The following is a 21178-nucleotide window of genomic DNA, read 5'->3' on the forward strand; positions in this document are numbered from 1 at the left end:
CGCCTGTTCTCAGCTCGGCTTCGCCGCAAAGGTAAGAACCTGCGGGCTCACCGATTGGGACCTAGGCTTCGCGGCCTCGCATAACGATGTCAAATCCTGGCATTTCGGTCCTCCCCAAGGGGATCGCGGAAAGGCGTTTATAGAGACGCCTCAACGCCGCGCCAAGTCAGTAGATGGTCGAAAGCGCATCTGGTCCAACCAGTGAGACGATTTTGCAACAACGGTCGGTTGTGCGCTGCCTCTGTTCAGGCTGCCGGGACGCGGTCGAGGCGCATATAGCGGCCGTCGGTGGAAGGCCTGAAGCCGAGCTTCTCGTAGACCGCGTGGGCATCGTTGGTAGACAGGCTCCAGTGGGTGACAGTCTTGCAATCCGGGTGGTCGATAAGCGCCTGGACAAGCCGGGTCCCGATGCCTTGCCCGCGATACCCGGGCCAGACAATGATGTCGGCGAGATAGGCAAATACCGTACGGTCGGTGATCGCCCGGCCAAAGCCGACCTGATTGCCGCCGACATAGGCGCCGACGCACAGTGAGTTGGCAAAGGCGCGGCGGTGCAGTTCATCGCTGCGGCCGCTGCCCCAATAGCTCTCCTTCAAAATGTCGGACGTCGCCCGGAAGTCGATCTGCGACAGGTCGAAGCTGATTTCAAAGTTGGCCATGGCTAAACCGTTATGCAGCCAATCGCCTACCCGCCATCCCTGAACCGGTTGGTAATAGGATAGCGGCGGTCGCGGCCAAAATTCTTCCTGGTGATCTTCACGCCGGGCGCTGCCTGCCGGCGCTTGTATTCGGCGACGTAAAGCAGGTGCTCGACGCGCGTCACCGTCGCCCGGTCATGGCCGCGCGCAACGATCTCGTCGACACCCATCTCGTTCTCGACCAGACACTCCAATATGTCGTCGAGCACTGGATAGGGCGGCAGCGAATCCTGGTCGGTCTGGTTCTCGCGCAGTTCCGCCGAGGGCGCCTTGTCGATGATATTGTTCGGGATCACCTCGCCGGACGGGCCTAGCGCGCCCGGCGGCACATGCGCGTTGCGCCAGCGCGACAACGCATAGACCTGCATCTTGTAGAGGTCCTTTATCGGGTTGAAGCCGCCATTCATGTCGCCATAGAGCGTGGCGTAGCCTACCGACATCTCGCTCTTGTTGCCGGTAGTGACCACCATCGAGCCGAACTTGTTGGAAATCGCCATCAGGATGGTGCCACGGGCCCGGCTCTGCAGGTTTTCCTCGGTGATGCCTTCCTTGGTGCCCTCGAAAAGCTGCGTCAGTGTGTGCAGGAAGCCCTCGACCGGCTCGAAGATCGGCACGATATCGTAGCGGCAGCCGAGCGCGCGGGCGCAGTCCTCGGCGTCCTTGAGCGAGTCCGTCGAAGTGTAGCGGTAAGGCATCATCACGGCGCGCAGCCGTTCCTCGCCGAGCGCATCGACGGCAAGTGCCGCGCAGATCGCCGAATCGATGCCGCCGGAAAGGCCGAGCACGACATTCTTGAAGCCGTTCTTGTTGACGTAGTCGCGCAGGCCCAACATGCAGGCGCGATAGTCGGCCTCCTCCTTCTCCGGGATTTTCGACATCGGTCCGTCAGAGCAGACCCAGACGTCATTCTTTCGCTTCCAGGTGGTGACGTTGACCGTCTCCTCGAACTGGCTCATCTGGAAGGCCAGCGTCTTGTCAGAGCCTATGGCAAACGACGCGCCGTCGAAGATCAGCTCGTCCTGGCCGCCAAGCTGGTTGGCATAGATAATCGGCAGTCCGCATTCGATGACCTGGCGGATGACGATCTGGTGGCGGACGTCGACCTTGCCGCGGTAATAGGGCGAGCCGTTCGGGACCAGCAGGATTTCCGCGCCGCTTTCGGCCAGCGTCTCGCAGACGGCAATCTCGCCCCAGATATCTTCACAGATCGGCACTCCCACCCGCACGCCGCGGAAATTGACCGGCCCCTGGATCTCGGGTCCGGCCTGGAAGACGCGCTTCTCGTCGAACTCACCGTAATTCGGCAGATCGAGCTTGTAGCGTTCGGCAAGGATCTTGCCGCCATCGGCAAAGATGATCGAATTGTGCGTGCCGGTCTTGCGCTTCAACGGCGTGCCGATGATGAAACCCGGGCCGCCATCGGCGGTATCGCCGGCGAAATCCTCCGCCGCCCGCTCGCAGGCCTTCAGGAAGGCGGGCTTCAGCACCAGATCCTCAGGCGGATAGCCGGCCAGGAAAAGCTCGGTGAACAGCACGAGATCGGCGCCCTGGCGGGCGGCATCCGCCCTCGCCTCGCGCGCCTTGGCAAGATTGCCGGCGACGTCGCCGACCGTCGGATTGAGCTGGGCGACGGCGATGCGCAATATGTCTGGAGCGGTCTTGTCGATCATGCCTGTGGGTTTAGCGCGGCAAAATTCGTCCGGCAATGGCGTTCGTTTGGACCAAACAATCGGTCCTATTCGCCCATATATTCGCGTAGCGCCTCCGGCGGATGGTTCTCGCCGATCGACATTGCCAGAATGCGCGAAATGTGTCGGCGCGGCAGCTCGGTCTCCGCCGCCCAGGCGTTGATCTGCACCTGGATCTTGTCTAGGTCCTTCTTCGATGTCGGGCTCTGCGCGATGTCGAGCCCGGCGTCGCGCAGCGCTGCCGCCATGTCGGCCGAGACGATGAAGGCGTCCCACTCCAGCCAGCGCAGAAAATACTGGCCGGTATTGCCGCCGAGCCGGCTCCCGTGCTTGCCGAGATAAGCCATCAGCCCGACCTGATCGCCGGCCGGCCAGTCGGCGAGGAACTTGCCGAAGCTGCCATGCTCCTTCGACACGCGCTCGACGAAGGCTGCGTTGTCGCGTACCGACTTGATCTTCTGCGGATTGCGCACGATGCGCTTGTCGGCGGTGAGATCGTGCCAGAAATCGTCAGGCTGGAACAGCAGCCGCTTCGGCTCGAAGCCAAGAAATGCTTCCTCGAAACCTGGCCATTTCTGCTCGATGACGCGCCAGACGAAGCCGGCGGCAAAGACCCGTTCGGCCATGGTCGACAGGATCCGGTCATCCGCAATCTTTGCCAGCGCGGCATTGTCGGGCGTAGGGCCCAGCAGCGACGTCAGCGCTGCCTCACCGCCTTTGCGTTTCGCCGCACGGGCGCGAATCTTCTGAAAATCCACCATTGTTTCCTGACCCCATCGCGTCAATCTACCACTTCCCGTATGAACCGGCAGCTTCTACCTCTATCGCTGACGACGGAGGCGACGATGAACAAAACGATCGAGGACCTGGCAAACCGCTGGCTGAAGCGAAAGCCGGACGGCCTCAGCGCGCTCGAAAGCCGGGTGCTGCAATCAACGCTCGAGCGCACCACGATCTCCAAGGACACCAACAAGGCCGTCGCCTTTCACCAGACGTTTGGCGACCGCCTGGCTGACACCATCGCCCGGATCGGCGGTTCGTGGTCCTTCATCCTGACATTCATTGGCTTCCTGATCCTGTGGACGGCAGGCAATGTCTGGCTCTTGTCGCGCGCCGCCTTCGATCCCTATCCTTTCATCTTCCTCAATCTCGTGCTTTCCATGGTTGCTGCCCTGCAGGCGCCAGTGATCATGATGGCGCAGAACCGCCAGACCGAGCGCGATCGTATCGACGCCGCCCACGACTATGAGGTTAATCTCAAGGCCGAGATCGAGATCATGGCGTTGCATGAAAAGCTCGACGAACTGCGCCACAGCCAGATCATCGGCATGCGCGACGAGATCGCCCGGCTGGCCGAGCAGGTGAAGCGCATCGACGAGATTCTGTCGAACCAGCGGACGTCTTCATGACGGAAGCCATCCATCGTCTCATTGAGCAATATGGGCTGGTCGCGGTTTTTCTGGGCTGCGTCGCCGAGGGCGAAAGCGCCGCCATCCTTGGCGGTTTCTTTGCGCATCAGCATGTCTTCGTCCCGTGGCAGGCCTTCCTCGCGGCGGCGCTCGGCGCCTTCGGTGGCGACACGTTCTTTTTCATCCTGGGACGGAGCTTCGCCGACCATAAATTCGTGATCGGACTCCGAGCCCGGCCAGGGTTCAGCCACGCCTACCGCCTTGTCACCTCTCATCCCAACATTTTCGTGCTGTCGAACCGCTACATCTATGGCCTGCGCCTGGTCGGTGGTATCGCAGCCGGGCTGTCGGGCATCGCCGCAGCGCGCTTCGTCATCCTCAACGCCATCTCGTCGGTAGTCTGGGCGGCACTGTTCTGCACTGTCGGTTATGTCTTCGGGCTGGGCGCGGAGCGCATCGTCGGCCAGGCGCTGGCCCGCCACGAGCGGTTGCTGATCGCCCTGGTCATCGGTCTCGTTGTGGCCATCCTCGGCTGGCTGGCGTCGCACGTCCTCGCCAAGAAGGAGCTTCGCAAGGGAAGCTGATCGTCAATCAATGCCGAGCGCGCGGTCGCCCTTCTCGAGGATCAGCGGAATGATCAGGTCTTCCTCGTCGGCAAGATGCCGGGTCAACATGGCGATCAGCCGGCTGTTCTCGTCGGCATAGGCATCGGCGGCGAAGCGCTGTTTGTCCTCGCTCTCCTGAAGCGTGCCGATGAAGGCATTTGCCGCCTCGGCATTGCGCTCCAGTCCCTCATGGATTGTGTGGTGATCGGCATCCAGGATTTCGAAGCCGCGCTTCAGACGAGTCTCGGCCCTGGCGAAGACCGGGAAATAGTGATGGTCCTCGACATTGTGGTGGCCATCGAGATTGCCGAGGAAATGATTGAGGCGCGGCGCGAACCAGCGTGCGAATTCCGGCGCGTTCAGCCTGCCCTCACGATAATCGCCAATGCCGTTGGTGAGCATGCCGCCAAGGTCGCGGAACATGTCGTGCCGCTGCAGCCACATATTGGCCATGCCGTGGATGTTGGCATGCGCCTGCCAGTCCTCGCGCGGATATTTTTCCACCAGCCAGCGCAGATCGTCCGGCAGGCCCTCACGTTCAAGCAGCAGAAATCCGGCGGTATCGGCCATATCGGTCTCCTCGATTAACCGGCATGTGGTGCCTGAAACCTCAGATCGGTACCCCAACGATGCGCTCGATGACTGCGACGCCCCAGACGCCGGCGACGATCACCACCGAAATCAGCACCGCCAGCGAACCGCAATCCTTGGCTAGCTGGATGTCGATGTTGAATTCGCGGCTGAACGCGTCGCATGCCGCCTCAATGCCGGTGTTCAGCACTTCGATCATGATCATGAGCAGCACCGCACCGATCAGCAGGGCATAGCCGCGCCACGATTCTGAAAGGAACCAGCCGAGCGGCAGCGCAAGCACAAGCAGGACCAGTTCCAGCTGGAAGGCCTCCTCGCCGGCGGCCAGTTTGCGAAACGCCCGCACCGAATTGTAAAAAGCGTCGATCAGCCGCTGCATGCCAAAACCCTTCGGAATCACCGGCAGGGGATAGCGCAATGGCTGGATCAAGGGAATAAGGCGGCCTCTTCAAAAATCAGCCGTCTGCTACCTTGATCGACGGCGTCGACTTCTCGAACTGCGGCAGCCCATCGTCGATCGCGTAGTAATCGCCCTTGTCGCCGACGAAGATATGACATTCCCCTTGAAGTCCGGTTGGCGCGTCGAACAGGCCGGCCATGACCGAAACGTAGCCACCCTCCATCGGTTTCCAGAACAGCAGCGATCCGCATGTCTTGCAGAAACCGCGCCTGGCAAACGAAGATGCCTCGTACCAGGTGACGTTCTCTGCGCCGGCGATTGTGATGTCGCGATCGGCGACATTGGTCGCGGCATAAAAATGCCCGCTCTGCTTTCGGCACTGCGAGCAATGGCAGTAGATAACGCCGCGTAGCGGTCCTCGCGTCTGCAACCGCACTGCCCCGCACAAGCATGATCCGCTGTGACTGTCAGCCATCTCGGCCTCCCAATGCAATTGCCATCGCTTGGCAGGATTCCAGTTTTGCGCGCGTTACGCGCCAGCAAATGCGACACCCGCCGGATTGAATACAAAAAGCGCCGGATTTTTCCGGCGCTTTTTCAATACATCAAAGTTCAGATCGCATCAGCCGTTGACGGCCTGCTTGTGCTGGACCGGATGGCTCTTCTTGAGCAGATCGGATACCAGGAAGGCCAGCTCGATCGCCTGGTCGGCGTTGAGGCGCGGATCGCAATGGGTGTGGTAGCGATCCTGCAGTTCCTCGGCGGTGATGGCGCGGGCACCACCGGTGCATTCGGTGACGTTCTTGCCCGTCATCTCGATGTGGATGCCGCCGGGATGCGTGCCTTCGGCGCGATGCACCTCGAAGAATGTCTGCACCTCCTTCAGGATGCGGTCGAACGGCCGTGTCTTGTAGCCGGCGGCCTCGATGGTGTTGCCATGCATCGGATCAGAAGACCACACCACGCTGCGGCCTTCCTTCTGCACCGCTCGCACCAGCTTGGGCAGATGGTCGGCGACCTTGTCGGAGCCGAAGCGGGCGATCAGCGTCAGCCGGCCAGGCTCGTTCTCCGGATTGAGCAGGTCGATGAGCTGCAACAGGCCGTCCGGCGTCAGCGACGGGCCACATTTCAGGCCGAGCGGGTTCTTGATGCCGCGGCAATATTCGACATGCGCATGGTCGGGTTGGCGCGTGCGATCGCCGATCCAGATCATGTGGCCGGAGGTGGCGTACCAGTCGCCCGAAGTCGAATCGACGCGAGTCAGCGCCTCTTCATAACCGAGCAGCAGCGCCTCATGGCTGGTGTAGAAATCGGTCTCGCGTAGCGCGTAATTGGTCTCCGAGGTGATGCCGACGGCCTTCATGAAGTCCATCGTCTCGGTGATGCGGTTGGCGAGCGACTCGTATTTCTCGCCCTGCGGGCTGTCGGACACGAAGCCGAGCATCCATTGATGCACGTTCTCCAGGCTGGCGTAGCCGCCCTGGGCGAAGGCGCGCAACAGGTTGAGCGTCGCCGCCGACTGGCGGTACGCCATCTCCTGCCGCGCAGGATCGGGAATGCGCGACTTGGCATCGAACTCGATGCCATTGATGATGTCGCCGCGATAGCTGGGCAGCGTCACACCGCCCTTGGTCTCATTGTCGGACGAGCGCGGCTTGGCGAACTGGCCGGCGACACGGCCGACCTTCACCACCGGCTGCGCGCCGGCGAAGGTCAGTACCACCGACATCTGCAAAAAGACGCGGAAGAAGTCGCGGATATTGTCGGCGCCATGCTCGGCGAAGCTCTCGGCGCAATCGCCACCCTGCAGAAGGAATGCGTCCCCGGCAGCGACGGCTGCAAGCTGCTTCTTCAGCTTGCGCGCCTCACCTGCAAAAACCAACGGCGGAAAGGTGGCGAGCTGGGCTTCCGTGTTCCTCAGCGCGACAAGGTCCGGATAGGCAGGAACCTGCTGGATCGGCTTAGCTCTCCACGAATTCGGCGACCATTTCGTCATCGAAGCACCCAACGCTCTTTCGCACGGACGCCATCGCCCGCCAATCCGCCCAATATGGGGTCGCGGCTCCATACACGAAGCCGATTTCCTATTCTAGACCGGAATTGGCCGCGTGGCGAATGGGCACGGCACGGTGAAAGTGCCGGTGCGGCTGTGCCCAGAGCACCAGCGACACCCTGCTACGCCGCCGCCTTCTCCACCAGCCGTGCCAACTGCGTCATGACAACCGCCGAGCCTGCCAGCCGCTTTTCGGGGGTCGGCCAGTCGCGGCTGAAGACGACGCTCTGGTCGGGCCGGATCTTGGCCAGCGAGCCCTGTTCGCCGATGAGCTTGACCAGCCCGACCGGATTGGGGAATTCCCGCTTGCGGAAATGGATGACGACGCCTTTCGGCCCGGCGTCGAGCTTCTCGACGTTGGCCTTGCGGCAAAGCGCCTTGATGAAGACGATCTTCAACAGATGTTTTACCTCTTCCGGCAGCGTCCCGAACCGGTCGATCAGCTCGGCGCCGAAAGCATCGATCTCTTCCGTATTTTCGAGATCGCCAAGACGGCGATAGAGCGCCAGCCTGAGCTGCAGATCCGGGACATAGCTTTCCGGGATCATCACCGCTGTGCCGACGGCGATCTGCGGCGACCAGCCGCCGTCCTGCACCTCGCCGGAATCCTTCACTTCGGCCACCGCCTCTTCCAGCATCTGCTGGTAGAGTTCAAAACCAACCTCCTTGATGTGGCCCGACTGCTCTTCGCCGAGCAGATTGCCGGCGCCGCGAATATCCAGGTCGTGGCTGGCCAGCTGGAAACCGGCGCCCAGCGTATCGAGCGACTGCAGCACTTTCAGCCGACGCTCGGCGGTGTCAGTGAGCTTGCGGTTGGCGGGCAGCGTGAACAGCGCGTAGGCGCGCACCTTCGAACGGCCGACACGGCCGCGCAGCTGATAGAGCTGCGACAGTCCGAACATATCGGCGCGGTGCACGATCAGCGTGTTGGCGGTCGGGATATCGAGGCCGGATTCGACGATGGTGGTCGACAAAAGCACATCGTACTGACCATCATAAAAAGCATTCATGATGTCGTCGAGTTCACCGGGCGGCATCTGGCCATGCGCCACCGCCACTTTCAGCTCAGGCACGGATTCGCGCAGAAAATCACGGATTTCCGCCAGATCGCTGATGCGTGGCACGACATAGAAGGAATGGCCGCCACGGTAGCGCTCGCGCAGCAACGTTTCGCGGATGACCAGCGGATCGAAGGGCGAGATGAAGGTGCGCACTGCCATGCGGTCGACCGGCGGCGTAGCGATCAGCGACAGCTCGCGCACGCCGGTCAAGGCAAGCTGCAACGTTCGCGGGATCGGCGTCGCCGACAAAGTCAGGACGTGGACGTCGGTCTTCAGGTCTTTCAGCCGTTCCTTGTGCTTGACGCCGAAATGCTGCTCCTCGTCGATGATCAGCAGGCCGAGATTCTTGAACGAGATCGAGGAGCCGAGCAGCGCGTGCGTGCCGACGACAATGTCAACCTGACCTTCGGCGATGCCCTTCTTGGCCTCGGCCAGTTCCTTGGCGCCGACCAGCCGCGAGGCCTGGGCGACACGGATCGGCAGGCCCGAGAAGCGCTGCGAGAAGGTCTTGAAATGCTGGCGCGACAACAATGTCGTCGGCACCACCACCGCCACCTGAACGCCTTCCATCGCCGCGATGAAGGCGGCGCGAAGTGCAACTTCGGTCTTGCCGAAGCCGACATCGCCGCAGATCAGCCGGTCCATCGGCTTTCCGGCGCCTAGATCATCCATGACCGAATCGATCGCCGTCTGCTGGTCATCGGTCTCCTCATAGGGAAAACGCGCTGCAAACTCGCCATAGAGGCCTTCCGCCGGCACCAGCGCCGGTGCGGCCCGCATCTGCCGCTCGGCGGCGATGCGGATCAGCTGCCCGGCCATGTCGAGCAGGCGCTTCTTCAGCCGCGCCTTGCGCGATTGCCAGGCGCCGCCGCCAAGCTTGTCGAGCGTCGCCTCGGCCGAATCCGAGCCATAGCGCGACAGCAGCTCGATGTTTTCCACAGGCAGGAACAGCCGATCATCGCCGGCATAGTGGATTTCGAGGCAATCGTGAGGCGCACCAACCGCCTCGATGGTACGCAACCCGATGAAACGGCCAATGCCATGATCGGAATGGACGACAATATCGCCCGAGGACAACGCCGAAGCCTCGGCGATGAAGTCGGACGCGCGCTTCTTGCGCTTCGACCGTCGGATCAGCCGGTCGCCGAGAATGTCCTGCTCGGCGACAACGACCAGTTTCTCCGTCTCGAAGCCGGATTCGAGCGGCAGCACGGCCAGTCCCGCCTGCCCCGGCTCAAGCCTTTCGGCTTCGGCAAGCGTCGCCACCGGCTTCAGATTGCCAAGATGATGCTCGGCCAGGATCTGACCAAGCCGGTCGAGCGAACCCTCGGTCCAGCCGGCGACGATGACGCGGCGGCGTGCAGCGCGCTCGTCGGAAATGTGTTTTACGACGACGTCGAAAACGTTGGCGCTAGGGTCGGCGCGTTCCTCGACGAAGCTGCGGCCGTGGCGCGAGCCGGCATGGAACACCTTTTTCGCACCGGCATCGGGCGCATCGAACGACGTGAAGTCTATTGCTTCGCGCGGGCCAAGCGAGGCAATCAGGTTCTCTGGCGACAGATAGAGCAGATCCGGCGGCACCGGCTTGTAGGGCACCGCGTCCTTCAAGGCGCCGTCGGCCTGCTTCTTGCGCGCTTCGTAGTGGTCGAGGATCAGAGTGTGGCGCTCGGCCAGTGCCTCATGCGCCAGATGGTCGAAAACCACAGGCGCGTCGGGTAGATAGTCGAAGACGGTTTCCAGCCGCTCATAGAAGAACGGCAGCCAGTGCTCCATGCCGGCAAACCGCCTGCCCTCGCTGACCGCCGCATAGAGCCCATCATCGCGCGAGGGTGCGCCAAAGGCTTCGATATAGGCACGGCGGAAGCGGCTGATGGTTTCCGGCGTCAGCGCCACCTCGCTCATCGCCTGCAACGCCATCGACTTGCGCTGGCCGGTGGTTCTCTGTGTTGCGGTGTCAAAGACGCGGATCGATTCCAGCGTATCGCCGAAGAAATCGAGGCGCAGCGCCTCCGCCCATCCGGGCGCGAAGAGATCGAGGATGCCGCCCCGCACTGCAAATTCGCCGATGCCGCGCACCGTCGGTACCCGCTCGAAGCCGGACGTCTCCAGCCGCGACACCAGTACGTTCATGTCGATCTGGTTACCGGGCTTGGCGTGAAAGGTCTGCGCCTCGACGAGTTCCGCCGGCGGAATGCGCTGAAGCAACGCATTCGCGGTGGTGAGAATGACGGCGCGGTGCGGCCTCTTCGCCAGCGCAATCATTGCTGCCAGCGCATCGAGCCGCCTTGCGGCGGCATCGGCGCCGGGCGAGACGCGGTCGTAAGGCAGGCAATCCCAGGCCGGCAGTTCCAGCACCGGCAGGCCCGGCGCGGCAAAGGCAAGCGCCTCGACGATCGCCGGCAGACGCTGGCCGTCGCGTGCCACGAAAAGCACCGGCTTGTCAGGGGCGATCTCGTGCGCAGCCTGCACCAGCGCAAAGGCTTCGTAGCCGTCGGCGACGCCATCGACAATGAACTGGCCGGCGCGGCCTTTCGGCAGACCGATCGTAGGGATAAGGCTCATGGCTACACGTTGTTCAGAAGGTCATGTCCCGGCACGAAGCCAGGATTTTTTGCAGGACGGCACAATCTATATCCGTCGGAACCGGGCGCTCGCCGGTGACGATAGGCAGGAATTCGGTGTCGGGAATGTCGAGAAGCCTCTCATATTGGTCGATTTCGTCGCCGGTCAAGGCGCCGATCTCGGCATCGGCGAAGCTGCCGAGTATCAGGTCCATCTCGCGCATGCCGCGGTGCCACGAACGAAACAGAAGCTTGCGGCGGCGGGTATCGAGCTCCTCGCTTGATCGAGTCGTTCCGGTCATCGTGCAACATCCTTGCCCAGGCGGCGCATATAGCGTGGATAGAAGGCGGTGTCAGCCTTGCGCTCCGGCCGGCGCAACATAAGCTGACATCATGCGTCCCTCCCTCCTCGATCCGCTGTTTGTCCCGATCACCTCGCTTGCCGGCGTCGGGTCGAAGGTTGGCGTATTGATCGAGAAAGTCGTGGCGGCGGATCTCGGCGACCGGGCAGCGCGCGCCGGCGACCTCTTGTTCGTGCTGCCGCATACTGTCATCGATCGCCGCAACCGGCCGGGCATCGCCGGTTCGGCCGAGGGCGCAATCGTCACGCTCGATGTGCGCATCGACCGCCACCAGCCGCCGCCGCGTGGCAACAGGTCGGTACCCTACCGGGTCTACGCCCATGACGACACTGGCGAGATCGCGCTGACCTTCTTCCATGCCCATGCCGCCTATCTCGAAAAAGCGATGCCCGTAGGCGAGCATGTCGTCGTCTCGGGCCGCATGGAATGGTTCAACGGCCGCCCGACCATGGTTCATCCCGACCATATCGCACTTGCCGGCGACGCAGAAAACCTCCCATTGGTCGAGCCGGTCTATCCGCTGACCGCCGGGCTCTCGGGCAAGGTGCTGCGCCGGGCGATTGGCCAAGCGCTGGCCCGCCTGCCGGTGCTGCCCGAATGGCAGGACGGCGAGTTCCGGCGCCGCCACGCCTTTCCTGCTTTCGGCGATGCGCTCACCCGGGTCCACAATCCTGCCGACCCGATCGACGTCTCCGTCGACGGCGCGGCGTGGCGGCGCCTTGCCTATGACGAGTTCTTGGCCGGCCAGGTATCGCTGGCGCTGGTCCGGGCCAAGGTCCGCCGATTATCGGGCCGGCCACTCGTTGGCGACGGCCGCATAGTCGAACAATTGCGCGCGGCACTCCCTTATTCGCTGACCACGTCGCAGGAAATGGCGCTTGCCGAAATCAACGCCGATCTCGGCGACCCCGAACGCATGCTGCGCCTTTTGCAGGGCGATGTCGGCTCCGGCAAGACGGTGGTCGCGCTGCTTGCCATGGCGCGTGCCGTCGAGGCCGGCGGCCAGGCGGCATTGATGGCGCCGACCGAAATCCTGGCGCGCCAGCATCTGGCAACGATTGCGCCGTTGGCGGAACGGTCCGGCTTGCGCGTCGCCATCCTCACCGGCCGCGAAAACGGCCGCGAGCGCGCCGACACGCTGACCGGGCTGGCCAATGGCGACATCGACATCGTCGTCGGCACCCATGCGCTGTTCCAGCAAACGGTGACGTTCCATGACCTCGTGTTCGCCGTCGTCGACGAGCAGCACCGTTTCGGCGTCCACCAGCGCCTTGCCATCACCGCCAAGGGCGATGCGCCCGACATGCTGGTGATGACGGCAACGCCGATACCGCGGACGCTGGTGCTGACTGCCTTCGGCGACATGGACGTGTCGAAGCTGACGGAAAAGCCGGCCGGCCGCCAGCCGATCCGCACCGTCACCTTGCCGCTTGAACGGCTCGACGAGCTGATCGGCCGCATGCTCGACGCTGTCGCCGATGGCCAGAAAATCTACTGGATCTGTCCGCTGGTTGAGGAATCCGAGGAGATCAAGCTGATGTCGGCCGAGGACCGTTTTGCCTCGCTGAAGCCGCTGTTCGGTGATCGGATTGGCCTGGTGCATGGCCGCATGAAGGGCGCCGACAAGGACGAGGCGATGCGCGCCTTCAAGCAGGGTGAAACGCGCATCCTGATCGCCACCACGGTGATCGAGGTCGGCGTCGATGTGCCTGACGCAACAATCATGGTCATCGAGCATGCCGAGCGTTTTGGCCTTGCCCAGTTGCACCAATTGCGCGGCCGGGTCGGGCGCGGCGACAAGCCGTCGTCCTGCGTGCTGCTCTACAAGGACCCGATTGGCGAGACGGCCAAACGCCGGCTGTCGGTGATGCGCGAGACCGAGGACGGCTTCCGCATCGCCGAAGAGGATCTGAAGCTGCGCGGCGAAGGCGAGTTGCTCGGCACCCGCCAATCCGGCACGCCGGGCTTCCAGGTGGCGCGCATCGAGGCGCATGCCGACCTGCTCGAGGCCGCCCGCGACGATGCGCGGCTGATCCTGTCGCGTGATCCGGAACTGCAGTCCGAACGCGGCACGGCGCTGCGCCTGCTGCTCTATCTATTCGGCCGCGACGAGGCCGTGCGGCTCCTGCGCGCCGGCTGAGGCATCGCGTCGAGCGGCGGATTGGCGAGCGCGCCGTGGATCTGCTCGCCGTTCACCGTCACCATTTTGACCGCCGGCGCCACCAGGCCGGCCGAAACGATCAGCTTGGCTCCGTCCTCGATCGTCATGTCGAGCAGCACGATGTCGGATTTCGGTACATACATCAGAAAGCCCGTAGTCGGGTTAGGCGTACACGGCATGAACACCGCAATCAGCGGATCGCCTTGCTGGTCGAGCTTCTGGTTGATCTCGGTTTCCTTCTCGCTGGCGACGAAGACCAGCGACCAGACCCCCTTGCGCGGATATTCGACCAACCCGACCTGGCGGAACATGTCGCCCTTGTTCGACAGCACGGTCTCGAAAATCTGCTTCAGCGAGCCGTAGATGCCGCGCACCAGCGGCATGCGGCCAAGCAGGCGCTCGCCGAAGTTGACGATGGCGCGACCGACGATATTGGCTGTCAGGAAACCGATAAAGGTGATGAGGATCAGGGCAACGATCAGCCCAAAACCCGGCACTGGAAACGGCAGGTAGGTGTCCGGATTGTAGCGTACCGGGATGTAGGGTTTCACCCAGGAATCGACCCAGCCGATAAGCGACCAGGCAATGTAGGCGGTGATCGCCAATGGCGCGCAAACGACGAAGCCGGTCAGGAAATAGTTTCTCAGCCGGGTCATGCCTGAGGTCTTGAGAGCATCCGACATGGTTCACCGCAGCGTGTGTTTGCAACGCGACACTACTGAACCCGAAGGCGCTTTGGAATTGCGAAGTTTTTAAACGAGACCTATTCCACCGTTACCGATTTCGCCAGGTTGCGAGGCTGGTCGACGTCCGTGCCCATGAACACGGCGGTGAAATAGGCGAGCATCTGGATCGGCAGCGCGTAGATGATCGGCGAGATGATTTCCGGCACGTCCGGCAAAACGATCGTCTCCATCGTCTTCACCGTAGCGTGTGCAGCGCCCTTGCTGTCGGTGATCAGGATGATCTTGCCGCCGCGCGCCGCCACCTCTTGCATGTTCGACACCGTCTTTTCGAAGATGCGGTCGTGCGGGGCGATGACGATGACAGGCATGTTCTCATCGATCAGTGCGATCGGCCCGTGCTTCAGCTCGCCGGCGGCATAGCCTTCGGCGTGGATATAGGAAATTTCCTTGAGCTTCAGCGCGCCTTCCATGGCCAGCGGAAAATTGGTGTCGCGGCCGAGGTAAAGTACATTCTTGTAGTGCGAGAGGTCGCGAGCGATCTTTTCGATCTGCCCATCGAGCTTCAGCACCTGGTTGGCGTAACGCGGCGCTTCGGATAGCGCGCGCACCAGTGTCTTCTCCTGCTCGGGCGAAATGGTCCCACGCGCCATACCAGCTCGCACCGCCAGCGAAGCCAGCACGGAGAGCTGGCAGGTGAACGCCTTGGTCGAGGCGACGCCGATCTCCGGGCCGGCCAGTGTCGGCAGGATGACGTCGGATTCGCGCGCCATGGTCGATTCGCGCACATTGACCACAACACCGATCTTCATGCCGGCCTTGCGGCAGTAGCGCAGCGACGCCAGTGTGTCCGCCGTCTCGCCCGATTGCGAGATAAAGAAGGCGGCATCGGTCTTCGACAGCGGCATCTCGCGGTAGCGGAACTCCGAGGCGACATCGATGTCGACCGGCAGCCGCGCATAGCGCTCGAACCAGTATTTGCTGATCAACCCGGCGAGATAAGCGGTGCCACAGGCCGAAATCGCCAGCCGGTCGATCTTGGCGAAATCGAATGGCAGGTCGAGCGGCTTCGAGACGCCACCGACGAAATCCACATAATGTGCCAGCGTGTGCGAGATCACTTCCGGCTGTTCGTGGATTTCCTTTTCCATGAAATGGCGCCGGTTGCCCTTGTCGACCATGAAGCTCGTGCTGAGCGACTGCTGGCGTTTGCGGTCGACCTTGTTGCCGTCCATGTCGAAGATGGCAACGTCGTTGCGGCGCACTACCGCCCAGTCGCCGTCTTCCAGATAGGTGATCGAGTTGGTGAACGGGGCAAGCGCGATGGCGTCGGAGCCCAGGAACATCTCGCCATCGCCATGTCCGACGGCCAGCGGCGGGCCATTGCGGGCGCCGACGATCAGATCCTCGTCGCCCTTAAACATGATGGCCAGCGCAAAGGCGCCTTCCAGCCGCTTCAGCGCCTGATGCGCGGCCTCGACCGGCTTCAGGCCCCTGGCCAGTTCGCGCGCCACCAGATGGGCGACGACCTCGGTGTCGGTCTGCGAGGAAAACGTATAGCCGTCGCGGATCAACTCATCGCGCAATTCGGCGAAATTCTCGATAATGCCGTTATGGACGATGGCGAGCCCGTCGGAAAAATGCGGATGCGCATTGGTCTCGTTCGGCACGCCATGCGTTGCCCAGCGCGTGTGGCCGATGCCGATCGTGCCACCGAGCGGTTCGTCCTTCAGCCGGCGCTCGAGATTGATCAGCTTGCCTTCGGCACGGCGACGGGCGAGATGGCCATGATCGATGGTCGCGACGCCGGCCGAATCATAGCCGCGATATTCGAGCCTTTTCAGCGCATCGACGATAAGCGGCGCGACCGGCGAGTTACCGACTATTCCAACGATACCGCACATGGCGCTTCCCCCGACTCTGACTTCAAACCCGGCACTATTTAGAGACTGCCTGGCGACCGCGAAAAATCACATTCCATTTCGTCCGATATATCAGCCGGACTATCCTGCACAGATGCACCATCACAGAGCGCTCTTGCAATCCGGTTACTGCAATTGCTCAGTTTCTCCGCTCATATATCCTATCTCGCCTCAAAGGCTCCTGAAATCAGTCAAAGACATGATGCGGCCATGAACGAACGAATTGACACGGTGACACTTTGGCGTCCGGTTGGGCCACGCGAACTGGAGTTGATCCAGAGTTCAGGGATGCGCGCCTTTCCTCCTCGACTTGCCGATCAGCCGATCTTCTATCCGGAAACGAGCGAGGCCTATGCCACCCAGATCGCCCGAGACTGGAATGTGCCCGCGAGCGGATCAGATTTCGTGACCCGTTTCGAGGTGCGCCGCAGCTTTCTGGACCGTTACAGCGTCCAGCATGCCGGCAGCCGGGCGCATCTGGAATACTGGATCCCGGCCGAAGACCTGTCCGCCTTCAACGATGCAATCGTTGGGGAAATCCAGCTTGTCGCTGAGTTCCGCTAGGCTATCCTTTTTTGTGGGCAGCCGCGGCCGAAGCGAACCGTTCGCGCAACTCCTTGCCCTTGCCGGGCAGCGTCCGCTGGCGGGCACGGCCGAAGGCCAGTGCATCGTCGGGCACGCTTTCGGTGATGACGCTGCCCGAGGCGATGTAGCCGCCCTTGCCGATCGACACCGGCGCCACCAGCGAGGAATTCGAGCCGACGAAGGCGCCCTCGCCGATATCGGTGAAGAATTTCGAATAACCGTCATAATTGCAGGTGATGGTGCCGGCGCCGATATTGGCGCCTGCGCCGATGCGGGCATCGCCGATATAGGTCAGGTGGTTGATCTTGGCGCCCTCCTCGACGATCGCTTGCTTTACCTCGCAGAAATTGCCGACCTTGGCTTTGTTTCTCAGATCGGCCCCGGGCCGCAGCCGCGCGAACGGCCCGACATCGCAATTCGACGCGATGGTTGCGCCTTCGATATGGCTGAAGGCATGGATCTTGGCGCCCGTGGCGATTTTCACGCCCGGCCCGAACCAGACATTGGGCTCGATGATCGTATCGGCGCCGATATCGGTGTCGTGCGAGAAGAACACGGTTTCTGGCGCAATCAGCGTCACGCCGGAAAGCATCGCTTCATGCCGCCGGCGCGCCTGCCAGATGCCTTCCGCCTGGGCAAGCTCGGCGCGGTTGTTGATGCCGAGGGCATTTTCGAAACTGGCTTCGATGGCGACGACATCAAGTCCTTGCGCAGCGGCGATCTCGACGATGTCGGTGAGATAATACTCGCCCTTGGCGTTCTTGCTGCCGACTTGATCGAGCAGCTTCAGCGCATGCCTGCCGGCGACCGCCATCAGCCCGCCATTGCAGAAGGTGATTTTCTTCTCCTCGTCCGAACAGTCCTTCTCCTCGCGGATGGCGACGAGCTTGCCGGCCTTTTCGATAAGCCGGCCGTAGCCCGAAGGATTTTCCGTACGGAAGCCGACCACGACGACAGCCGCACCTTCGGCCAGCTTCAGCCGCGCCGCCGCCAGTGCTTCCGGATCGATTAACGGCGTGTCGCCAAACATCACCAGGATGTCATCATAACCCCTTGATATCGCTGCCCGCGCGGCAAGCACGGCGTGCGCGGTGCCGAGGCGCTTTTCCTGAACAAAAGTCTCGACCTTCGGCGCGAACTTGAGTGCCGCCTTGCGCATCTCGTCGGCGCCATGGCCGATCACCAGCGCCAGATCACCGCTGCCGGCGGCTTCAGCCGCCTTGACGACGTGGGCAACCATTGGCAGGCCGGCGATTGTGTGCAGCACTTTCGGCACCGCACTCTTCATGCGCGTGCCTTCACCGGCAGCGAGGATGATGGACAGGCAGGATCTCTGGCTCATGGGGACAGCAACCGTTGAAAGGAGTCTGGAATCGAAGCGTTAGTAGCACCGGCGCCATGCTGCACCAATGCGGTTAAATTCCGGTGAGACGGTGGAACCTCCAACCCGCGAGACGCTCAAGCCGATCGGCTCAGGCGGCTTCCGCCTCGTTGCGTGATGCGAAGCCGGGGGCTCGGCCACGACCGTATTGCCGTGGCGAACAGTTCATGACCCGCTTGAAGGCTGTGCTGAAGGCGCTTTCGGATTCGTAACCGAGCGACAGCGCGATGACGGCGACGGGATCGCTGGAATTCGTCAGCCGGTCGCCGGCCAGCAGCATTCGCCAGCGCGTCAAATAGTCCATGGGCGATGCGCCGACCGTCTCCTTGAATCTAAGCGCAAAGGTCGATCGCGACATGCCGGCCCGTTCCGCCAGCTCCTGTAACGTCCAGCCATGCGCCGGATCGTCGTGCATGGCGCTGATCGCCGCGCCCATCTGTTTGTCCGCCAGGGCAAAGAGCCAGCCGATGCCACCTTTCAATCCTTCCGAAAGATGCAGCCGCAGCGCCTGAACCAGCATCATGTGGGCGAGGTGCCGGATCACCAGAAAGCCGCCCGGTTGTGGCTCGCGCAGCTCCTGCATCATCCGCTCCACCGACCAGCGCAGCGCAGACTGGTCCGACTCTTTGCGGATATGCACAATGGCTGGCAGCATCCGCAACAGGATGCCGGCATGATTGCCGCCAAGCGCGAAGCGGCTGCTGACCAGAAAGAAATCACCGCCGCCATTGTGGGTCACGACACCGCCGGCTCGCGCTGGCGGAAAAATCTTGACGGCTTCAACAGGCGCCAGGCCCATGTCGCTTGCAAGGCGGAAAGGCCGTCCGCTCGGCAGCAGGAAACAGTCCCCCGTCTCAAGGTGCACTGCGTCGGCAACGCCCTCCACCGACAGCCAGCACCGGCCCGAGACCACCGCTCCCGTCTTGATGCTTTGCTGCTGGTCGGGGAACTGGATCGACCATTCACCACCTGCATCGAAGCCGGCCGACATATAGTTTCGCGGCTTCAGCAGCGAGAGCACATCTGAAAGGGGATCCATGGGTCATTCCGGACGATTGCGAAGATAATATGGACTTTACCGCATAGATCGTATTTTCTCAAGCGCCTATCACGACGTCACCGGGCCGCGAACATGGTCGTGGTCAGAAATGAACAAGGAGAAGTCGTGATGCGTGTTTTCGTTACCGGAGCGACCGGATTCGTCGGTTCTGCCGTCGTTCAAGAACTCATCGGCGTCGGCCATCGGGTGCTCGGCCTCGCCCGCTCGAATGCGTCGGCCAAGTCGCTTGCCGCCACTGGGGCCGAGGTGCATCGAGGCGACCTCGAAGACCTGGAGAACCTGCGCAGGGGTGCGGCAGCCGCCGATGCGGTGATCCACACCGGGTTCAACCATGACTTTTCGAAGTTCGCGCAAAACTGCGAAATGGACCGGCGCGCCATCGAGGCGATGGGCGGTGCACTCAAAGGCTCCGAGCGCCCCCTGCTCGTCACCTCCGGAACCGCGCTCCAGGCGCGGGGCCGTATCGCGACGGAGGAAGATGCGCCTGTCCCCGCTTCCGCTTCGTATCCCCGCGCCTCCGAAGCGACAGCCGCCGCGCTGGCGGCACGCGGGGTGTGCGCGTCGGTTGTCCGCCTTCCGCCGTCGGTCCATGGCCAGGGCGACCACGCCTTTGTTCCGATCCTCATCGACCTTGCTCGCAAGAAGGGCGTGTCGGCCTATGTCGGCGAAGGGCTCAATCGCTGGCCCGCCGTGCATCGGTTCGATGCCGCCCGCATCTACCGGCTTGCGCTCGAGCATGGCGCCGGTGGCGGGCGCTATCACGCGATCGCCGAAGAAGGCGTGCCGTTCAAGGACATCGCCGGCGTGATCGGCCGGCGCCTGAACGTGCCGGTCGTCGCTAAGTCCGCCGAAGAGGCCGGCGATCATTTTGGCTGGTTCACGATGTTCGCGGCGATGGATGTCCCGACTTCAAGCGAGCGAACCCGCGCGCTGCTGGGCTGGGCGCCGAGCGGACCCGGGCTCATCGTCGATATCGACCAGCCAAGCTATTTCGGAGGCTGAACGGACCACGTAGCTGTGGTACCTTGTGCCGCAGTTACGGCCTCGCGCCTCGGCCGGGCGGCAAACCTATCCCAATTGCCCCAGCACCGGAAAATTCTCGAGCAACCAATAGGACGCCGCCTGCACGCCGCCGGTCAGGAAAAACACGCCGGCCACGACCAGCAGCGCGCCGATGGCTTTTTCGACGCGGCCGAGATGGACGCGGAATTTCCCGAGAAAGCGCATGAAGGCGCCGGAAAACAGCGCCGCGACCAGGAACGGTATGCCGAGGCCGAGCGAGTAGGCGGCAAGCAGCAGCGCGCCCTCGCCCACCGTCTCGCGGCCGCCGGCAAGCGTCAGGATCGGCCCCAGCACCGGGCCGATGCAGGGCGTCCAGCCAAAGGCAAAGGCCAAGCCCATGACGTAAGCGGCGATCAGGCTGGCCGGCTTGCCTTGTGACTGGAAGCGCGCCTCGCGTGAAAGCAAAGGGATGCGCAATACGCCGAGGAAATTCAGCCCCATCAGGATGATCAGCACTCCGGCCGCCATTGCCAGCGGCTCCTGCCAGACCCGTAGCAGATGGCCGATAGTGGAGGCGCCGGCGCCCAGCGCGACGAAGACGGTCGAGAAGCCGAGCACGAAGGCGATGGAGGAATTAACCAGCGCGCCTCGCGCGCCAGCCTTTGCCGCAATGCCGGCTTCGCCGCGGAAATCGTCGACCGACACGCCGGCCATGTAGCACAGATAGGGCGGTACCAACGGCAGCACGCAAGGTGACAGGAACGAAATCGCTCCCGCCCCGATCGCGCTGACATAGCCGACGTCCAATGCCATTTCCGTCTCCCGATGACTGCGCAGCCATATAGCCGCGACAACGGCCATCCGCCAATCACCATCGCGTGGCCCCAGCAAGTCGTCGCCCTCGCCTGGATCTATGGAAAACAGCCCGGGAAGAAAGGGCCGCCAGGCAGCGTTGA

19 protein-coding genes are annotated in these 21178 nt (G+C 62.7%); 5 read left to right on the plus strand and 14 right to left on the minus strand.

From position 1 onward, the window contains the following. Positions 1-245 precede the first annotated feature (245 nt). The 3 genes from NKG95_RS27825 to NKG95_RS27835 all read right to left on the minus strand — a co-directional run bounded on the left by NKG95_RS27825 (position 246) and on the right by NKG95_RS27835 (position 3147). Positions 246-659 carry a GNAT family N-acetyltransferase gene (locus tag NKG95_RS27825; RefSeq protein WP_352482216.1) on the minus strand — a complete coding sequence of 138 codons (414 nt, stop codon included), beginning with the start codon at positions 657-659 and terminating at the stop codon, positions 246-248. A 26-nt stretch (positions 660-685) separates the two neighbouring features. Beyond that, entirely contained in the window at positions 686-2368 is a 1683-nt protein-coding gene (locus NKG95_RS27830; RefSeq protein ID WP_352861330.1) for an NAD+ synthase, read from the minus strand. Between the two features lie 65 nt (positions 2369-2433). After that, complete coding sequence (locus tag NKG95_RS27835) at positions 2434-3147, minus strand: DNA-3-methyladenine glycosylase I (RefSeq protein WP_023720085.1); 714 nt, start codon at positions 3145-3147, stop codon at positions 2434-2436. Between the two features lie 84 nt (positions 3148-3231). Here NKG95_RS27835 and NKG95_RS27840 point away from each other — a divergent pair, with 84 nt between their 5' ends. Together NKG95_RS27840 and NKG95_RS27845 are read left to right on the plus strand one after the other, a co-directional pair. Further along, complete coding sequence (locus NKG95_RS27840; RefSeq protein ID WP_352642697.1) at positions 3232-3795, plus strand: DUF1003 domain-containing protein; 564 nt, start codon at positions 3232-3234, stop codon at positions 3793-3795. After that, on the plus strand, positions 3792-4379 hold the full coding sequence (locus tag NKG95_RS27845) for a DedA family protein (protein WP_023720087.1): 588 nt from the start codon (positions 3792-3794) through the stop codon (positions 4377-4379). The genes NKG95_RS27840 and NKG95_RS27845 overlap by 4 nt, the downstream gene beginning before the upstream one ends. 3 nt (positions 4380-4382) lie before the next feature. Here the strand turns inward: NKG95_RS27845 and NKG95_RS27850 are convergent, their stop codons facing one another. From NKG95_RS27850 to NKG95_RS27875, 6 genes are all read right to left on the minus strand, one after another. Continuing rightward, a complete protein-coding gene (locus NKG95_RS27850) occupies positions 4383-4970 on the minus strand; it encodes a hemerythrin domain-containing protein (RefSeq protein WP_023720088.1) in 588 nt (195 codons plus the stop codon). A gap of 40 nt (positions 4971-5010) precedes the next feature. After that, a complete protein-coding gene (locus NKG95_RS27855) occupies positions 5011-5370 on the minus strand; it encodes a diacylglycerol kinase (RefSeq protein ID WP_023720089.1) in 360 nt (119 codons plus the stop codon). A gap of 76 nt (positions 5371-5446) precedes the next feature. Beyond that, positions 5447-5866, minus strand: a complete 420-nt coding sequence (locus tag NKG95_RS27860; RefSeq protein WP_352482212.1) for a GFA family protein — start codon at positions 5864-5866, stop codon at positions 5447-5449. Positions 5867-6013: 147 nt separating this feature from the next. Next, the gene (locus NKG95_RS27865) at positions 6014-7387 is read right to left on the minus strand and encodes a class II 3-deoxy-7-phosphoheptulonate synthase (protein ID WP_353018815.1); all 1374 of its coding nucleotides are present in this window, start codon (positions 7385-7387) and stop codon (positions 6014-6016) included. A 179-nt stretch (positions 7388-7566) separates the two neighbouring features. After that, a complete protein-coding gene (gene mfd, locus NKG95_RS27870; protein ID WP_352855387.1) occupies positions 7567-11067 on the minus strand; it encodes a transcription-repair coupling factor in 3501 nt (1166 codons plus the stop codon). 13 nt (positions 11068-11080) lie between these two features. Continuing rightward, positions 11081-11368 (minus strand): succinate dehydrogenase assembly factor 2, encoded by a 288-nt coding sequence (locus tag NKG95_RS27875; protein ID WP_353043080.1) that lies wholly within the window; start codon positions 11366-11368, stop codon positions 11081-11083. 91 nt (positions 11369-11459) lie between these two features. On the opposite strand from NKG95_RS27875, the gene recG reads away from it, so the two are divergent. Beyond that, positions 11460-13568, plus strand: coding sequence for an ATP-dependent DNA helicase RecG (gene recG / locus NKG95_RS27880; protein WP_353043081.1), 2109 nt, complete (start codon positions 11460-11462; stop codon positions 13566-13568). Here the strand turns inward: recG and NKG95_RS27885 are convergent. Beyond that, positions 13520-14272 carry a DUF502 domain-containing protein gene (locus NKG95_RS27885; RefSeq protein WP_031194320.1) on the minus strand — a complete coding sequence of 251 codons (753 nt, stop codon included), beginning with the start codon at positions 14270-14272 and terminating at the stop codon, positions 13520-13522. The genes recG and NKG95_RS27885 overlap by 49 nt on opposite strands. Before the next feature lie 80 nt (positions 14273-14352). Then, a complete protein-coding gene (glmS, locus tag NKG95_RS27890) occupies positions 14353-16176 on the minus strand; it encodes a glutamine--fructose-6-phosphate transaminase (isomerizing) (RefSeq protein WP_023720095.1) in 1824 nt (607 codons plus the stop codon). A 228-nt stretch (positions 16177-16404) separates the two neighbouring features. On the opposite strand from glmS, the gene NKG95_RS27895 reads away from it, so the two are divergent. Next, positions 16405-16758: an ADP-ribosylation/crystallin J1 gene (locus NKG95_RS27895; protein WP_353043095.1), complete on the plus strand. Its 354-nt coding sequence runs from the start codon at positions 16405-16407 to the stop codon at positions 16756-16758. 1 nt (position 16759) lies between these two features. Here NKG95_RS27895 and glmU read toward each other — a convergent pair whose 3' ends face one another. Further along, positions 16760-18121: a bifunctional UDP-N-acetylglucosamine diphosphorylase/glucosamine-1-phosphate N-acetyltransferase GlmU gene (glmU, locus tag NKG95_RS27900; RefSeq protein ID WP_353043082.1), complete on the minus strand. Its 1362-nt coding sequence runs from the start codon at positions 18119-18121 to the stop codon at positions 16760-16762. Positions 18122-18251: 130 nt separating this feature from the next. Continuing rightward, entirely contained in the window at positions 18252-19199 is a 948-nt protein-coding gene (locus NKG95_RS27905; protein WP_352482204.1) for an AraC family transcriptional regulator, read from the minus strand. A 129-nt stretch (positions 19200-19328) separates the two neighbouring features. Here NKG95_RS27905 and NKG95_RS27910 point away from each other — a divergent pair, with 129 nt between their 5' ends. After that, entirely contained in the window at positions 19329-20222 is an 894-nt protein-coding gene (locus NKG95_RS27910; protein WP_353018807.1) for an SDR family oxidoreductase, read from the plus strand. Positions 20223-20288: 66 nt separating this feature from the next. Here NKG95_RS27910 and NKG95_RS27915 read toward each other — a convergent pair whose 3' ends face one another. Next, positions 20289-21035, minus strand: coding sequence for a cytochrome c biogenesis CcdA family protein (locus NKG95_RS27915; RefSeq protein ID WP_023720100.1), 747 nt, complete (start codon positions 21033-21035; stop codon positions 20289-20291). Positions 21036-21178 lie beyond the last annotated feature (143 nt).

Source organism: Mesorhizobium sp. M1423, assembly GCF_040317575.1.
Taxonomy (GTDB): domain Bacteria; phylum Pseudomonadota; class Alphaproteobacteria; order Rhizobiales; family Rhizobiaceae; genus Mesorhizobium.

Excerpts from the sequence above, each read along its gene's own strand:
- NKG95_RS27825 (WP_352482216.1), bottom strand. The coding sequence starts at position 659 with ATGGCCAACTTTGAAATCAGCTTCGACCTGTCGCAGATCGACTTCCGG.
- NKG95_RS27830 (WP_352861330.1), bottom strand. The coding sequence starts at position 2,368 with ATGATCGACAAGACCGCTCCAGACATATTGCGCATCGCCGTCGCCCAG.
- NKG95_RS27835 (WP_023720085.1), bottom strand. The coding sequence starts at position 3,147 with ATGGTGGATTTTCAGAAGATTCGCGCCCGTGCGGCGAAACGCAAAGGC.
- NKG95_RS27840 (WP_352642697.1), top strand. The coding sequence starts at position 3,232 with ATGAACAAAACGATCGAGGACCTGGCAAACCGCTGGCTGAAGCGAAAG.
- NKG95_RS27845 (WP_023720087.1), top strand. The coding sequence starts at position 3,792 with ATGACGGAAGCCATCCATCGTCTCATTGAGCAATATGGGCTGGTCGCG.
- NKG95_RS27850 (WP_023720088.1), bottom strand. The coding sequence starts at position 4,970 with ATGGCCGATACCGCCGGATTTCTGCTGCTTGAACGTGAGGGCCTGCCG.
- NKG95_RS27855 (WP_023720089.1), bottom strand. The coding sequence starts at position 5,370 with ATGCAGCGGCTGATCGACGCTTTTTACAATTCGGTGCGGGCGTTTCGC.
- NKG95_RS27860 (WP_352482212.1), bottom strand. The coding sequence starts at position 5,866 with ATGGCTGACAGTCACAGCGGATCATGCTTGTGCGGGGCAGTGCGGTTG.
- NKG95_RS27865 (WP_353018815.1), bottom strand. The coding sequence starts at position 7,387 with ATGACGAAATGGTCGCCGAATTCGTGGAGAGCTAAGCCGATCCAGCAG.
- mfd (WP_352855387.1), bottom strand. The coding sequence starts at position 11,067 with ATGAGCCTTATCCCTACGATCGGTCTGCCGAAAGGCCGCGCCGGCCAG.
- NKG95_RS27875 (WP_353043080.1), bottom strand. The coding sequence starts at position 11,368 with ATGACCGGAACGACTCGATCAAGCGAGGAGCTCGATACCCGCCGCCGC.
- recG (WP_353043081.1), top strand. The coding sequence starts at position 11,460 with ATGCGTCCCTCCCTCCTCGATCCGCTGTTTGTCCCGATCACCTCGCTT.
- NKG95_RS27885 (WP_031194320.1), bottom strand. The coding sequence starts at position 14,272 with ATGTCGGATGCTCTCAAGACCTCAGGCATGACCCGGCTGAGAAACTAT.
- glmS (WP_023720095.1), bottom strand. The coding sequence starts at position 16,176 with ATGTGCGGTATCGTTGGAATAGTCGGTAACTCGCCGGTCGCGCCGCTT.
- NKG95_RS27895 (WP_353043095.1), top strand. The coding sequence starts at position 16,405 with ATGAACGAACGAATTGACACGGTGACACTTTGGCGTCCGGTTGGGCCA.
- glmU (WP_353043082.1), bottom strand. The coding sequence starts at position 18,121 with ATGAGCCAGAGATCCTGCCTGTCCATCATCCTCGCTGCCGGTGAAGGC.
- NKG95_RS27905 (WP_352482204.1), bottom strand. The coding sequence starts at position 19,199 with ATGGATCCCCTTTCAGATGTGCTCTCGCTGCTGAAGCCGCGAAACTAT.
- NKG95_RS27910 (WP_353018807.1), top strand. The coding sequence starts at position 19,329 with ATGCGTGTTTTCGTTACCGGAGCGACCGGATTCGTCGGTTCTGCCGTC.
- NKG95_RS27915 (WP_023720100.1), bottom strand. The coding sequence starts at position 21,035 with ATGGCATTGGACGTCGGCTATGTCAGCGCGATCGGGGCGGGAGCGATT.